Annotated in this window: 12 protein-coding genes and 2 pseudogenes; 5 read left to right on the top strand and 9 right to left on the bottom strand. The window is 46.3% G+C overall.

Annotated elements, in window-relative coordinates; genetic code table 11:
• Positions 1-18: 18 nt before the first annotated feature.
• Positions 19-882, bottom strand: a complete 864-nt coding sequence (gene cobA / locus KT99_RS03350) for a uroporphyrinogen-III C-methyltransferase (RefSeq protein ID WP_005497035.1) — start codon at positions 880-882, stop codon at positions 19-21.
• A gap of 130 nt (positions 883-1012) precedes the next feature.
• Between cobA and KT99_RS22590 the strand changes: the two are divergent.
• The 4 genes and pseudogenes from KT99_RS22590 to KT99_RS03335 all read left to right on the top strand — a co-directional run.
• A pseudogene (locus KT99_RS22590) lies at positions 1013-1099 on the top strand (phospholipase A); the annotation flags it as partial.
• A gap of 117 nt (positions 1100-1216) precedes the next feature.
• Positions 1217-2842, top strand: coding sequence for a S41 family peptidase (locus KT99_RS03345; protein ID WP_232504236.1), 1626 nt, complete (start codon positions 1217-1219; stop codon positions 2840-2842).
• Between the two features lie 105 nt (positions 2843-2947).
• Positions 2948-3298, top strand: a complete 351-nt coding sequence (locus tag KT99_RS03340) for a hypothetical protein (protein ID WP_005497032.1) — start codon at positions 2948-2950, stop codon at positions 3296-3298.
• A 468-nt stretch (positions 3299-3766) separates the two neighbouring features.
• On the top strand, positions 3767-4291 hold the full coding sequence (locus KT99_RS03335) for a peroxiredoxin family protein (protein WP_005497030.1): 525 nt from the start codon (positions 3767-3769) through the stop codon (positions 4289-4291).
• A 45-nt stretch (positions 4292-4336) separates the two neighbouring features.
• Here the strand turns inward: KT99_RS03335 and KT99_RS03330 are convergent, their stop codons facing one another.
• The 6 genes from KT99_RS03330 to KT99_RS03300 all read right to left on the bottom strand — a co-directional run bounded on the left by KT99_RS03330 (position 4337) and on the right by KT99_RS03300 (position 12845).
• Positions 4337-5191: a PA4780 family RIO1-like protein kinase gene (locus KT99_RS03330; RefSeq protein WP_005497028.1), complete on the bottom strand. Its 855-nt coding sequence runs from the start codon at positions 5189-5191 to the stop codon at positions 4337-4339.
• 138 nt (positions 5192-5329) lie between these two features.
• Entirely contained in the window at positions 5330-5743 is a 414-nt protein-coding gene (locus KT99_RS03325; RefSeq protein WP_005497026.1) for a DUF3010 family protein, read from the bottom strand.
• 217 nt (positions 5744-5960) lie between these two features.
• The gene (locus tag KT99_RS03320; protein ID WP_005497022.1) at positions 5961-7601 is read right to left on the bottom strand and encodes a hypothetical protein; all 1641 of its coding nucleotides are present in this window, start codon (positions 7599-7601) and stop codon (positions 5961-5963) included.
• 830 nt (positions 7602-8431) lie between these two features.
• Positions 8432-9217, bottom strand: a complete 786-nt coding sequence (locus KT99_RS03310; RefSeq protein ID WP_040571552.1) for a phosphoadenylyl-sulfate reductase — start codon at positions 9215-9217, stop codon at positions 8432-8434.
• Positions 9195-10928, bottom strand: coding sequence for an assimilatory sulfite reductase (NADPH) hemoprotein subunit (cysI, locus tag KT99_RS03305; RefSeq protein WP_040571568.1), 1734 nt, complete (start codon positions 10926-10928; stop codon positions 9195-9197). The genes KT99_RS03310 and cysI overlap by 23 nt, the downstream gene beginning before the upstream one ends.
• 114 nt (positions 10929-11042) lie before the next feature.
• The gene (locus tag KT99_RS03300; RefSeq protein WP_005497011.1) at positions 11043-12845 is read right to left on the bottom strand and encodes an assimilatory sulfite reductase (NADPH) flavoprotein subunit; all 1803 of its coding nucleotides are present in this window, start codon (positions 12843-12845) and stop codon (positions 11043-11045) included.
• A 344-nt stretch (positions 12846-13189) separates the two neighbouring features.
• On the opposite strand from KT99_RS03300, the pseudogene KT99_RS03295 reads away from it, so the two are divergent.
• Positions 13190-14596, top strand: a pseudogene (locus tag KT99_RS03295) (MipA/OmpV family protein).
• 143 nt (positions 14597-14739) lie between these two features.
• Here KT99_RS03295 and KT99_RS03290 read toward each other — a convergent pair.
• Together KT99_RS03290 and KT99_RS03285 are read right to left on the bottom strand one after the other, a co-directional pair.
• On the bottom strand, positions 14740-15222 hold the full coding sequence (locus KT99_RS03290) for a TetR family transcriptional regulator (protein WP_005497007.1): 483 nt from the start codon (positions 15220-15222) through the stop codon (positions 14740-14742).
• Between the two features lie 300 nt (positions 15223-15522).
• Positions 15523-15780, bottom strand: a complete 258-nt coding sequence (locus KT99_RS03285) for a hypothetical protein (RefSeq protein ID WP_005497006.1) — start codon at positions 15778-15780, stop codon at positions 15523-15525.
• Between the last annotated feature and the right edge of the window lie 209 nt (positions 15781-15989).

Raw genomic sequence — 15989 nt, 5'->3', positions numbered from 1 at the left:
GGCTTATACCGATTGATTTTAGTGTGCTAGCTCGGCCTTTAATGTTTGACTCAATCCTTGGGCCCATTCTCTGTGTAGCAATTGGTTTTGAACTGAATCATGTTGCATAGAATCAGGTTTAAACCAGTTCAAGGTGTCTGCGAGTTCGACTACTTCACCTATGATCATCAAGGCTGGCATTTTAAGCGCAGGATTTGATGCTAAGCGTTCTAATTCTCCCAATGTTCCTATGAAACACCGCTGATCTTGTGTCGTGGCCTTGGAAACAATGGCCACTGGGGTATCGATATTTCGTCCGGCCTCTAACAGCCCCGACTTTATCAAGCCAGCATTCAATATTCCCATATAGATGACCAAGGTATTATTGGGGTTTGCATAGCTATTCCAATCCATTGGGCGGCTCTCTAGCTGGCAATGACCCGTGATAAATGTTACCCCTTGGGCATAATCTCTATGGGTCAATGGAATGCCCGCATAGGCCGATGTGCCGCTGGCAGCCGTGATCCCCGGAACCACTTCAAACTCTAAACCCGATTCGACTAAGCTCTGCAGTTCTTCGCCTCCGCGGCCAAAAATAAACGGGTCCCCCCCTTTGAGTCGCACGACATTCTGCTTAGTAAAGGCTTTAGTGACTAGGAGTTGATTGATCTCATCTTGAGCGGAACGGTGCTTACCCGCGCGTTTACCGACTGCAATTTTCTCGGCATCCTTGGGGACCAGAGCCATGATGTCTTCACTGACCAGGGCATCATAGAGGACAACATCGGCGCTCTGGAGGATTCGGTATGCCTTGAGCGTTAACAGCTCAACATCTCCTGGCCCCGCACCCACCAACCAAACTTTGCCACCGGCTCTCTGGCCAGGTAAAGTGACTATTTCCATCTCTATGCCCCACACTCGATTTTAATAGTGTAAATATAACCGCCTACTTATAACTTAATAAATAGTTATTTCTTTACTGTTATACGTTTTAGTTATTAAGTGCAGGCGCTTAGAATTTACACTCGATAATTTTAACGGTTACGGGGAGAGTCTTATCGACTATAATGCTCACACTCTAGATATAGGGTTCGGCGCGTCCCCCAACGATTTTTTATAGATAAACTATAATTCAGCTGACTGTATTCACACCATTTTAATCGCTTCAGTTCGGCCTGCTAACAAGCCAATGGATCTTACCTCCAACGAGTGATCAGACGTATATCAAGGAGAGATATTGAAATTCGGATTTCCACAAATAGTCAATGTATTTGGACTCTGCCTGCTGATAAGTACCCTGCAGTTAGCACGATTAACCCTATATCCCGTCGACTATAAAGCCCGACTCACTCAGAGTGAAATGCACCAAGACCTGGAAGCCTTGATAAACGAAGTTGAGTTACATTCAGCATTTTCCGCATTAGATGAGCATCGCCTCGCTAAGATACAAGCCGATGTCGAGCCTCTTACCTACCGAGCCACCAACTCACTCGAAAGCCAATATTTTTATGCTGAGATCGTAAAGCTACTCGCCACTCTCGAAGATCCGGGAGTGATAGTCACATCCCCCAATGAGCCTCTGCCGGTTTTACCTGTGATCCTCAAGCCACTTGCAGACTCCTGGCTTGCACTGGATGAAAACGCCACCCCGATAGATGCCGATCATCCTTTCATTACTCATATCGACGGCCTTCCTCTATCTCGCTGGGAACAAGCCAGTCAGAAATTTATCTCGAAACCTCTGAATGGGAGCATCAGTGCGCGCGTGCACTGGCTTTCACAGCTGGATATTCTCAGGCACGACATGGGATTGCCTCTCAAAGATCAGGTAACCCTGTCCCTCAGCGATAATCAGGATTCCAACATTCAGTTAATCTTGCCAGTTGCCAAACACCAGATCCATCCTCCCAGAGAGCTCATCGCCGGTATGGTGAACAGCTTGAGCGATGCAGACTCGGCGAGTCAGCCTTTGTATGTCTCAATCGATTCGTTATCTCGCTATGATAGCGACCCAGAGCTAGTGACAAGCCTGGAGAAAGCTTCACGGCAAGCGTTAACTATCATAGATCTGAGGAGTGCCGTTGGCGACAGTGATAAGCTGTTACATTTCATCGCCCGTCATTATCCTAACCCCACATCTGGCTATCATCAGACACAGGCGCCACAGCATCTCATTGCCCTAGGGCAATATCGCCGCTCCCTCGATTTCAAGTCCGACTTTCTCCGGCCCCTGGGCTTTATTCCTTTTGATGAGTTTAATTTCTTCGAACAACTGGAGTTCAGTCGCGCAAGCCAAACGATTGATTTGAATAAGACTGATAGGTTCGGTCTCTGGTATGGAAGAAGATCGCCACAGGCTAAAATTTTAAACACAGATGAGTCAGCCACGCCAATATCCAGTCGTCTCGGCTTAATCATAGGCCCAGAGTGCCGACGGGAATGTGAGTGGATAGCCTACTTTGCCAAGTCATTGTCACGAGTGACACTTATCGGCGAGAAGACTTCTGGAGACTTAGGTAGACGGTATGGGTTCACTTTACCAAACAGCGGCATAAAGATTGAGCTTACGGCGAGCCTCACCTACAACATGCAAGGGAAATTGCTATCTAGCCTAGGAACTCAACCCGATATTCCGCTACCCATCACTGAGGTTATAAACTGGCAAGGATTGTTATCACTGATAAAAAGTGAGCAGCAAGATCGAGAAAGCGTCTACACTCACAAGAGTCCCGATACTGAAGCTAAGCGGGTATTAAATATCGTGCAAGGCTCGGATGGGACTAGCACTCTAGAGTCACGAGTGGCGTTACAACTAGACATTCATACCAGCGCTGATCTAGCCGTTCAAACATTAAAGCCCTAAGAGCTAAGATCTTAATCACTATAATAGGTAACAATTAGGTGTTCGGTTAGCTCGGATTATAAAAAGTCGACAGCCGCAGCAAGTGAGGGTCTATAGGAGAGGGATATGCCGAGTCAGCAAGAGTTAGTGTTCACCGCCGATACGTTTAGCCGGGGGGCTTTACGTATGACAGTCACCCTATTGCGCAGCATGAATCCGCAACTGGCACTCACAGTACAAAATCAAATGTGCAGCCCCATCAATCCTCAAGCTGACAATAACCCAAGTCCCAAAGACAACTTCAAGATAGATCTGGTCCCATTGGACGTTAGAGGGGTAGTTGAATCCCTGCAAAAAACAGGACAACACCCTCAGGTAGACCCTGGTACTCAAATGATGGTGAAGGCACTCATCATTGACTGGATAAACTATGCAAACTTACTCATAGGTCTAGAAAACAGCAAGAATGCACAGTAATAAAGGAAGATGAGAGGTTAACAATCACCGCATCATGCTCAATCATCTCTTAAAATAACTCAGCTAAATACCTGGCCTTCATCTCTCATAAGCTTATACCATTCCATATAAGTATCTGGTCAGTTCAGAGGCTCTCAGTTTTTTCAATTCAAGGCGCATTGATGAGGAAATGGTTATTCCCTTTTAAGTCAATGTAACACCGAAGTGGAAACGCTGAGAGCCTCACGCAGTGCGGCTGATGTTTAAAGAAAAGGGCAAAGCCCTTTATGCTACGTTGAATGTTCTCGATATAGAATAACTATTAGCTTCAAACATTCGCCTTGCCTACAGTGCTTTGAACTCCCGCTGAATGTTCAGATACTTACTCGGAATGGTATTACATGCACCTGCTAATGTGTTAATTTGAAAGGACCCTATATCGGTAATACCGATTGATATAACAAGCAATATACAGACTAGGTACTAAAGATGTTTAAAATGTCATTCAAGCTTATCCTATTATCCATACTCAGCTTCTCCGCCATGGCGACCGATCTCAAGGTTGGAGATACTGCACCAAATTTCAGACTGCAATCTACAGATGGCAATTTCTATCAACTAAGTGATTACTTAGGTAAGCAGACTCTGGTCCTCGCCTGGTACCCCATGGCTAACACTCATGGCTGTACACTGGAATGTCGCTCCTTGGTTCAGAAGGGGCACTTAATCAGGGAATATAATGCGGTCTATATGATGGCCAGTGTCGATGACTTAGAAGACAATCAAGATTTCGCCAAGAAACAGAAAGCCGATTTCCCCATGTTGAGCGATCCCACCAAGGAAACGGCAAAGGCCTACGATGTGCTAAATTTCGTCCGTGTCGCCAGTCGCGTCACCTTCTATGTAGGCAAAGATGGCAAAATCATTAAGATAGATGAAGATATTAATGCTCCAACAGCAGCAGAAGATATAGCCGCGAATTTGAAACAGTTGGGGATAGAAAAAAGTATTTAGTTCCTAGATATTAGGTTCTAGTTCCTAGGAACTAGAACCTTTTCTTTAACCTTCTTCAGCTTCGCGGATACGCTCTTTGCGTTCTTGCTCTTCATCGAAGGCCGCTTCAATTTCAGCGAGCACCGACTCTACATCCGCAGCTTTAGTACTCTCTTTAAACTTACCAGTCAGCTCAGACTCAGGATTTAACTTACCCGACTCGAACAGGGCCCACATCTCTTTAGCGTACTTGCTACTAAGAAGCTCGGGAGCAAACTGACCATAAAACCGGGTCATATTGTTTACATCACGTTCAAGCATGCTCTTAGCATTATTGTTTGCTGCCGCATCGACCGCCTGGGGAAGATCTATGATCACCGGGCCATTACTGTCCAGCAACACATTAAATTCAGACAAGTCGCCATGGATTAAGCCGACACACAACATACGCTGCACATCTTTCATCACTGACTTGTGCTGCTCTAGTGCCTGCTCACGGGTCAAGGTGATGTCGTTGAGCCTTGGCGCCACATATCCTTGATCGTCGGTGATCAGCTCCATCAATAGCACACCATCGAAACAGCCGTAAGGCTGCGGGACTCTAACGCCAGCGTAGGCTAGGCGAAACAGGGCATCAACTTCGGCATTTTGCCAGGAATTTTCCTGCTCATTACGGCCAAATTTCGATCCCTTCTCCATGGCACGAGCTCGACGACTGTTACGGCTCTTTCTGCCTTCCCGGTATAGTACAGCCTGTTTGAAGCTACGCTTCTCGGCTTCTTTATAAATCTTGGCACAACGAACATCGTCGCCACAGCGGACAACATAAACATCGGCCTCTTTACCACTCATCAAGGGGCGAAGGACTTCATCAACTAAGCCTTCATCGACGAGAGGCTGAATGCGTTTCGGTATTTTCATAACGCCGTTATACCTTACTTAAGACTTCGATGGAATATTAAAACAAATTTTCATGGGAACAAGATCATTCCAAAAACCAAACCCACGAACGTAATTTCTACAATTACAGTAACTTTTCAAAAACTTATATTATTTCGGCTAGTTTAACAGTTCAAACGCCAGATCATAAGCCTTACCTAAATCGACCGTTTTAGGTTTTAAATCTTTTAGGGTAGCAGTGCGTTTATCAGTCGCTCTCACTGTGGCAGGATGAACCAAGTCGACACTTATCGACGTGGTTGCCAATATAACCCCTTCCATCAGGAAGGTCCCTGCACCGCCGGCGCCTTGGCCCTTACTGGCACGCCTGTTCATCACGATTTTCTCAACTTGATGCTCGCCGCAATAGGCCTTAACCTCTGCAGCAAACTGGCTGACCTCTTCCCGGCTGGGGTTCTTATTGAGCGCTAACTTGTTTATCTTAGGTGCCACAAGCTCATGGGATTCACGCGTACCACTCAGACTTACCATTCTCACTTCATTTGCTTTTAAAAACAGTCCAGCAATGACCACTTATTACCTCCACCTGCTAATTTTTTATTACAGTTATCTTTAATACCGTCAGTATATCGATTGGTATGACACAAAAAAGAGCCAGCTGGGCTGGCTCTTTTTTATACTAATATTTACTCACCACCGGGTGCTGCTTTACTATTCATGTATGAGTCAAATACGATGCCCTGGTCATTGATGTCCAGACCCATCTGCACCTGCATATTGTAATCTTTCATCATAGAAACTCTTCCGGCAATGGCTCGCCAGTCATCTCAGCCAAGCTTAAGATCGGCGCAAACACCTTGCTATAATCCAGATAGACACTATATAAGCCGTTGTTATCTAATTTTTCATCAGCCAGCTTATTAGCCACAGCCTCAGCCTTGTCCCCAGTATACAGGACTAAATGTTTGCCTTTCAGCGCCAGCTTAGGAGAGATGCCATATTCCGGCGGAAGTGGTAACAATTGAGAAAGGTCAACAGGGCTACCATCTTGTGGTAATTGAATATTCGCCAGTCCAGGTGCGAAAGGCTTCACCATATTAAACAAGATACTCGGGTTATCTGCTGACAGACTTATAATAGCATCGACACTCTCTAAACTGGGCTCACCCTGCGCGCCCGCGGCTAGCTCGGTAAACTTATAATCAAACAGTGCAGCGCTCACGCCACGAACCCCATTCGCCATGCCGGTAAACATGCCTAACATCGCAGGGTTTTGACCCGACATCTCTTGCTGAAACTCTTGTAAAATCTGACACTGGTATTGAGGTTGTAGCATCTCATCCCATACGGCAGTTAGTGAGGGAACCAATTGATTTAATTCAATGCCCAGACCCATGGAAAATACGCTATCACGACTGTTCTTCACGTAATCTGGAATGAAGCCACGCATGCTCTTAAGTGCATTCAGAAATGTCTGGTTTTTACTCTCAATCACAGTAGAGAAATCCAGACTAGTCTCTTGGTCTCCTATTGAAATACTGTTCAAACCAAATACGGTTCGCGGCCAATTAGCGGCAATAGCTGTAAACTCACTATGGCACTCGGGGGTGCGAAGCTCCAACAATGGGTCTTCACCCTCTTGAGCAAGAATAGCCGTCACCTGGCGGGCCAGCTGATTACCATCTTTGGTGGTAATGGCCTTAACTAACTCTTGGTGATTGATGAAACCGACAGCTGCATCGCTAAAGCCGTGGGTTTTAATGATATCTTGTAATATCTTTGAATCCGCTAGGGAAGGTGTCACAGGGTTAATGCCAAGAGCCGTTTCGAGAGTCTCTTCGGCAAGTATAGATGCATTTAAGGTGATCGTCAGCAAGCCATCTTGCTGTGAAAACACTAACTCAATAGGTTCGGCATCGCCTGCATCTGTTAACGTATAAGAGCGATAAGAGAGCCCTTTCAAGGTCTTCATCTGGTGACTGAAGCCACTGTCTTTTTCCGCCTTATCCAGCAGAGCCCAAATAGCCTCAGGCTTTTCGACGTCAAGTTTGAGTACAGGTAACAAGCCTAAGGTGTAAAAATAACTTCTGACCTCATCGGCTAAACCAAAAGTGGTCACAAATTGTTGACCGCTCTCCATGCTATCCATATAGGTCCGACTCAAGCTGACAAAAAACTTGGCCTTAGCATCATCAGACTGCTCTAACTCGGCAAACATATCCTCTGGATAGGTCTTGTAACTTTGAGACAATGAGTTGATATAAGACTTGATGGGGAAAGGCGTTAACTGACCCGAAAAGATAGGCGTATCTGCAGGTACCGAAGCCAATACTTCATTAGACTGACTCGCTTCCCCTCCGGACTGCTGGCTAAACCAATATCCACCGGCACCGACGGCAACCACAGCCGCAGCGATTAGTATTTTTTTCATTCATTAAACTCCATTTTATAGATCGAAATTTGTATTTGGGGGATGTTGAAACGCCCTGACACTTAATTTTCTAGCCCACTAATATACTATATATGTAGAGAAAAAGGTTCTAAAACGAAGAAGATGTCCTATGGCTTGTCTATAGGTGGGGCTTTAGCCCCGAGGCTCTTAGATTCTAGGTTCTAGGTTCTTAGCTCCATCCTCTCCCGGCTAAAGCCGGTCCTACAACGAGGTTTATGGATTTATCCCCTCCCTTGTAGGAAGGGGCTTTAGCCCCGAGGCTTATGGATTTATTCCCTCCCTTGTAGGAGGGTGCTTTAGCCCCGAGGCTTATGGGTTTATTCTCTCCCTTGTAGGAGGGTGCTTTAGCCCCGAGGCTTATAGGTTCATTCCCAGCCCCGAGGCTTATGGGGTCATGCTCTGTTCCTACAACCGACATTAGCGAGCCCGCGCCATAAGCGCAGCGTCGTCTTTTATCTACAATAGATTACCAAATAAATGGGTCTAAAAAACAGAAGTGATATTTGACGGAAATAAATTCAGGAATGGCGGCGGGAAGCTTTAGAATTCTGGGCTGATCCTGAATAGCCGCATCGGGCTATTCAGGGGTAACGGCTTTTGATTAAGCAGGCGCTAGCAAGCCAACCAAAACCCTCTACGGGGGATCCTGACTATAAACTAGTTTTTTTAACTGTGTATAAATTTGTGCGTAAGATTGAACTACCCCCTTAAAAACACAACAAAAGTACAACGATGTGGCTAAGCTAAACAAAAAACTCAAGACCACAAAGCTGATTAGCACTGATAACCCAAGTACCAAAATTTAAAATCTATATCTCGAAATGCAGTCCACATTCACGCTTGAGACCATTGAAACGCGTCTCCTCTTCGGTCATACCCAGCTCTAATGGCTTGCTGGAATGTGTATCGCCAACAGAGACGTAGCCTTGTTCCCAAAGCGGGTGATAAGGCAAGTCATGCTCAGTTAAGTATTCATGCACATTCTTATTGCTCCAATCTAAGATAGGTAAGATCTTATAACGTGAGCCATGAATAGCCAAGATTGGCAGAGCCTCTCGAGTACTGGATTGACTGCGACGCAGCCCCGCAAACCAGGTGCCAACCTCGAGCTCAGCTAAGGCCCGTTGCATTGGCTCGACCTTATTCATACGGTTATATTGGTCTAAACCATCGAGACCTTTTTCCCACAACTGGCCAAAACGCGCCTCCTGCCAGGCAGGAGTCATGAGGGAGACAAATATCTTAAGATTTAGCGATAAACGCTCGGTCAGCTCGTCGATAAACTGATAGGTTTCGGCAAACAGGTAACCGGTATCGATCAAGATCACCGGAATATCTGGCTTCTCAGTGCTCACCAGATTCAACATCACCGCGGCTTGAATACCAAAGCTCGACGATAACGCATGAGTACCCGGAAGATACTTCAATCCCCAAGCCACTCTTTGCTTAGGGTTCAGCTCTGTGAGGAAGTGATTGATACGCTCAAGCTCACTCTTCTGCTCGACTGCCGGCGCGCTTAACAGGGCTAACAGCTCTGGTGCAGAAACCACTGATTCAACCTGATTATTTGATTCAGGCATGACTAGTCTGTCCATGAAAATCCTTAGCGGCATCAATTACCGCTGCCACGACGCCTATGCGTACCGTGAAATTACCAAAGGTTTCGCCCTTTTCTCGCTCAGCCACATATCTGGCGAACAAGCTATCAAGCTCAGATAAGATCTCTGCTTCTTGAATATTCTCGCGATAGAGTTTATTTAAACGTGTACCTTCGAAGCTCGCGCCCAGATATAGGTTATAGCGACCCGGCGCCTTACCTACCAGGCCAATCTCTGCCGCGAAGGGTCTGGCACAACCGTTAGGGCAACCCGTCATGCGGATGACTATTCCTTGGTCCAGGAAGCCATGTTTCTCCTGCAATGACTCTACTTTCGTCAGGAAGTCCGGGAAATAACGCTCGGCTTCGGCCATGGCAAGGGCACAAGTTGGCAATGCAACACAGGCAATTGAGCGACCTCGGGTTGGTGTGATCACTTTCCCCATCAGACCATGGCTACGGGCTAAGGCTTCGATCTCGGCCTTATCCTCTGCGGCAACGCGGGCTATGATCAGATTTTGATTCGAGGTCATACGGAAATCGCCCTTATGTATCTTGGCAATCTCCCTTAATCCGGTTTGCAACGGCTGACCCGGTAAATCCTTGATGCGGCCGCCTTCGATGAATAGTGTCAAATGCCACTGGTTATCGACGCCTTTTATCCAACCATAACGATCACCGCGATCGCCGATGACCACATCACGTTTGGGCTCAAATTTAACCCCGGCGCGCTTCTCTACTTCGGCCTTAAATACCTCATAACCATATTTGACTATGGTGTACTTGAGTCTCGACAGTTTACGGTTAGAGCGATTACCCCAGTCACGCTGAACTTTTAATATCGCCTCGGCAAACTTCAATGTATCTTCGGCCTTAATATAGCCAAAATCATCGGCTAGACGTGGAAAAGTCTGCACTTCACCATGGGTTGAACCCATGCCGCCACCAGCCACTAAGTTAAAGCCGATAAGCTCGCCCTCTTCCGCTACCGCGATAAAACCCAGATCATTGGTGTATACATCTACATCATTATCAGGGGGTACGGCAACGGCCATCTTGAACTTACGCGGCAAATACGTCTTACCATATACAGGCTCGACATCATCACCTTCACTGGTGGCAACCTTGTCATCACCAAGCCAGATCTCGGCATAAGCCTTAGTGCGTGGCAAGTAGTTATCCGACAATTTCTTGGCCCAGTAGTAGGCTTGCTCGTGTAAGCGAGACTCTACGGGGTTTGGGTTACACATGACATTACGGTTCACGTCACCACAGGCGGCAATCGAGTCCAGCGCCTTACTGTCCAGACTCTGGATCAGGGTTCTCAAGTTACGCTTAGAGATGCCGTGATATTGAAATGTCTGACGCGTAGTCAAACGTATGCTGTTAGAGCTAGTCAAGGTTGATGCTATTTCATCGACACCCAGCCACTGATCCGGACTACACACACCACCAGCAACACGGGCGCGCAACATAAAGCTATAAAGCGGCTCCAGCTTCTGCTCTTTACGTTCGTTTCTTAGATCGCGGTCATCTTGCTGATAAAAACCATGGAACTTAATCAGCTGCTGATCGCCTTCACTAAATGATCCCGTGACAGCGGTATCTAAGCCTTCCTGAATGGTGCCTCTCAGAAAATTACTGTCGGTTTTAAGATGCTCATTGACTGATAATGGCTCTGCTTGCTCTACACTTTTTTTCTCTGACATGGCTACCGCCTCATTCATCTCTTGTGCGACGCTCTAAATAGGCATCGCATCTTATATTAGGTTTAAACAGAAGATTTCATTACCGGGTATTGCTCCCGGCAAGGCTTCTAAATATCAATAAACGTCTTTCTGATAACGCTTATCGCTGCGTAATTGCTCAAAGTAGGCCTCGGCCTCCTCCTCGGTTTTGCCGCCAAACTTTACCGCGATATCGAGCAGGGCCTGATGCACATCTTTCGCCATACGCTCGGCATCACCACAGATGTAGAAATGCGCGCCGGACTCGAGCCATTTCCACAGTTCTTCACCCTGCTCGGCAATTCGGTGCTGCACATAGATCTTATGGGCTTGATCTCTAGAGAAGGCTAAATCTATACGAGATAACGAGCCATCTTGCAGATATTGCTGCCACTCAGTTTGATAAAGAAAATCCTGCTCGAAATGTGGGTTGCCGAAGATAAGCCAGCTATTGCCTTCAATCCCTTGAGCCGCACGCTCTTGCATAAAGGCTCTAAACGGTGCAATACCTGTCCCTGGCCCCACCATGATCACTGGCGTCTCTGGATTTTCCGGTAACCTGAAATGCTTGTTAGGTTCGACATAAACCTTAACTTCCTGGCCCTCTTGTGCTTGAGCCAAGAACTGTGAAGCGCCACCAAATCTTGCGCCGCCTTCGCGTTCATCCTCGACTAAGGCAACGGTCAAGTGTACCTCTGACTCGACCTCAGACTGACTCGATGCAATGGAATACAAGCGAGGTGTAATAGGTCGTAGCATGGCTAACAGCTGAGTAGAGGTCACCTCTGCGCGGTAAGTTGTCACCAGGTCCGCTAGCTGATTATTTCGCACAAACTGACGAGTCAGTTCTTTGTCATCACTGATACTCAACAGCTCGGCATTACCGCTAAGTGCGGCCCAATCTTTAACCAGACCGGGATAAATCTGAGTCAGCTCTTTCTTCTCAATTAACGCTTGCTTGAGGGATAGCGCATCCTTTCCCACGGTTACGGCTTCATCGCCGTCGAGGGATAATTTAGTCAATAACTCTTCGACTAAGCTTGCTGCATTAGTAAACCAGACACCCAGCGCATCACCGGCTTGATAGCTCAGTCCTGACTCACCTAAATCGATTTCAACATGTCGTACATCACGATCCGATTCCCGACCCGTTAACTTCTGACTCACGAGAAGCTCGGCTGTATAGGGTTTTTGCTTAGTGAACTCACTCACTGCAACGCCAGGGATGCCCGAACCAGACAGTGGCACGACACTCGCACCTGAGGTTTCGATTAGTGGCTTAACGGCTTCTAACACACTCTCTTGCCACAACTGCGCGGCAGATTCATAGTCGACATCACATTCAACCAGAGCTTGGAGTGATTTAGCGCCTAATGCAGATAGGCGATCATCGAAGTCTTTACCTGTCTGGCAGAAGAATTCATAACTCGAATCCCCCAGAGCCAACACAGAATAGTTTAGGTTTGCTAATTTAGGCGCTCGCTTAGATGCCAGGAATTTATGCAATTCGATGGCATCATCGGGCGCTTCGCCTTCACCGTGGGTACTCACCACAGCCAGTAATATGGTTTCTTGCTTCAGTTGACGGACCTTGTAATCCCCCATAGAAGCAAGGTTAACGGCGTACCCCTGGGCTTGCGCTTTCGCGGCTAATTCGCTTGCTACCCCACGACCATTACCGGTTTGACTACCGTATAGTATGGTGATGGTCTGTGCCGGAGCGCTTTGAGCAGCAGTTTCGTTACCAAGAAGATTGGCTCCTTGCTCCGCAGTAGCAGATAAATATCCACTTACCCATGCAAGTTGCACGGCACTCAGCTCAGCGGTGAGCTGCTTTAACTTATCCACTTGCCCTGACGACAGTGGCGAAGCGAGTGATGAAAGCTCTTTTAACAACATGGGTACGGCCCTATATCAGTGTGATGTCAGTTAGCTTAGCCCCTATAAAGAAAAGCAAAAAAGAATAAAATCTGATTTTTAATACCTTTTTGGAATATAGAGCGGTTTTTTTTGCACAATGAGGCTAGGGAATCGATAAACAGCAGTATTTATAAGGGTATTAACGTGAGTCATCCGGCGAGGTCAAGACTGAATTATCTTCCAAGCCTGAGCACTTTTCTGAGCTTGAGGCTAAAATCTGTGCTTGCATTCAGCATAGATACAGCTAAGTAACAGATAATAAATATTTTAACTTTCTATTTTCATTTTATACTGGCCCAATAAAGGTCTCTAAAAACAAGCCTATGAATAATCATTCTCAGCTCCTATCGTCATCACAGTTTTTTGTTCAGCCTCTCGCCCTAACTCTCGCGTTATATAGCGGGCTGGCACTATCATCTGAGCACAGTGTTCCAGAAACGGTGCAGCCAGATGAGCCGCAGCCTAAGATCTATGCCACACAATTCCAGACTGAAACCTGGGGACTGGGGATCGGGGTAAGAAGGGGCGACATTCCTTTTGCTGTAGAAGATGACGAAGTGTACGATGTGCTGCCACTGATAAAATACAGTAACGATTATTTCTTCATCAACGGCATGGAAGCGGGTATGCACTTTTAGAAGAATGATGAGCATCAGGTTAACCTCTATACTCGATTTCGTTTCGTCGACATACCCCAGGAGCTACAGAACGAATCGCAATCTCAGGCCTTCGATTTAGGCCTGCAGTATCGATTCCTCCAAGACGCCTGGGAGTTTGATGTCGCCTTCATGTCTGATTCGAATAAACGCCGCTACGGCTACACCCGAACCCAATATCATTGGGAGTATGGCGATTGGTATCTTAACCCCTATGCCGAGTTTCATTGGAAGAGTGCCGATTTTAACCAACACTATTACGGCTTAGATCAATATGAAGTCGGTGGTGGGATTGAATTTAATGCGGGTATTAAGAGCCGATATCACCTCTATAGCAACCTATACCTATTAGGACAATTTGCTGTGGGTCGCATCGATGACGACACGGCAAACCTGCCGACCATGGATCCTCAATATCAATCCTTTCTCGGTTTCGGCTTCTTTCCGGACTTCAGTAATACAAGCACTAAGGATAAGACGACTAAGTCCGAATCGAGAGTCTCAACTTCTGATAATAGTGATGGTGAGTTTATACGCCTTGCACATGGTTGGGCCACGCCTTCGAACCTGAACGCCATTTTCTCCTGGCAGACCCAGACAGATCCCTATAATAATCAATTCACCTCGGTATTCTACGGTACGCGTCTCACCGAAACCTTGTTTAACTTTCCTATTGAGCTCTACTTCACCCCAGGCCTGGTTTGGCACCACGACTCTCAAGTACAGAGTGATCTGGCCGAAGGCGTCGTTGCCATCAAGGCCTTCTACACCTTCGAATTCGGCCCAAGATGGCGCCTGGGTGTCGCGGAAGGCCTGTCCTATGTATCAAGCGTCACCTATATAGAGGGCTCAGAACTGGAAGAGAAAGGTTATAAGCCATCCAAGCTACTCAACTATCTGGATTTTTCCTTAGATGTGAATATGGGCGATCTATTTAATAGCCGCACCATGGATAAGATGTGGATGGGCTACAGCATACACCACAGATCCGGCATCTATGAGAAGAGCTCAGCCTTTGGCCGCATCGGTGGCGGCAGTAACTATCAGACCTTATACCTGCAGTGGCATTTCTAATGTAAAACTAGCTTGCATAAAATATCAGCATCTGGTTAGATAATGCCAGTCTGGTGTTACGTGAGAATAGATAATTAGAAACGTTGAGGCTTAATAAAAAAAGGAGCATCTAGCTCCTTTTTTGTGTCTAACGAAACGTTCGCCTACGCCGCAGCCTCAATACCATAACTTCGAGACAGCAATACCACGGCACTTCTTCCCAACAGATCATTGAATACACCCTCCCCCTTTGAGCCCAAGTTTGATATTGCCGTATCTCTAGCCATATCGATCGCCTTAAACATGGTGATATCTTTACTCGAATAACCACACAGACTAAAAAACAGACGTAAAATGGCACAGAAACGATGGCTTTCAATGGCTTTCATCCAAGATGTCTCTAATGCCGTTGATGTAGAAAAATCCAAGTCATTAATAAACAGGCTTGCGATATTGGCATCTAATCGAATCAGAAACTCAGCTTTACGAGGAAAATGATGGCTGATACCAGTGCGACTGATCCCGGTCGCCTCAGACAAGGTAGTATAAGACATTGACTCATAGCCGATCGATAGAACCTGCTGTAACGCCTCATCCAAAATCTGCTTTCTAGTTTGTTCTGTTTGCGCTTTAGAACGTTTGGCCATGACGGATCCCCCAATCTTGTTTCAGTACTTAGTTGCGTACCCTACTCATCCTAAGATGCTATCAAACCAGATAGGCGAATACCTGAGTAACTAAGTTGATCAGCGAGATATCGGCTACTTGTTCAGCTAAGGTTCAGCTTAAAAAGCGAGATTTATAGAGTCATTAACATACTCAGCTCTTATGGCCATACACTGAAACTTCTGCCTATTTAAGCAAGATAAGTAGGAGAAGCTGGAGAACTCATCCGGGTATCTCGAACCACTTGTTCGAATTAAGGCATTCAGCTTAAAAAGCGGGATTTACAGACTTTGCTCTTGTAGCCATAGATTGGCGCCATCTCTTCCAAGTAAACTCACTAAGGTAGACTCAAAATAGCGACGGAGGGCTGGCTTACGCCAATACATATAAATGGGAAGATGTAGCGATGCCTGAGTGCTGAAACTTCTATGTATTAAGCTGGAAAATTCATCCAGAGTATCCTGATTAGCTTGCTCGAGATGAGGTGAAAAATCACTCCAATAAAAGCTAGCACTCAAAGCCAGTGCGAGCCAAATCACAACTCAGCCTTATTGTAGTCGATGATTTCAATGCTCAAATAGCCTCCAGCAAGCATAAGTTTAAATCTTACCCATTCGCCCATAGAAACCTGCATAACACTCATATCTTAATCTGTATAATTTATCATCAATAGTAGCTAATTTTATTGATGAGTGGCAGTGATAATATTCGGTATTTTCAACTTCTACTGGGGTATTTACGTTAGAAT

The sequence above is a fragment of the Shewanella benthica KT99 genome (assembly GCF_000172075.1).
Classification (GTDB): domain Bacteria; phylum Pseudomonadota; class Gammaproteobacteria; order Enterobacterales; family Shewanellaceae; genus Shewanella; species Shewanella benthica_A.
This window is presented reverse-complemented; position numbering and strand designations above follow the sequence as displayed.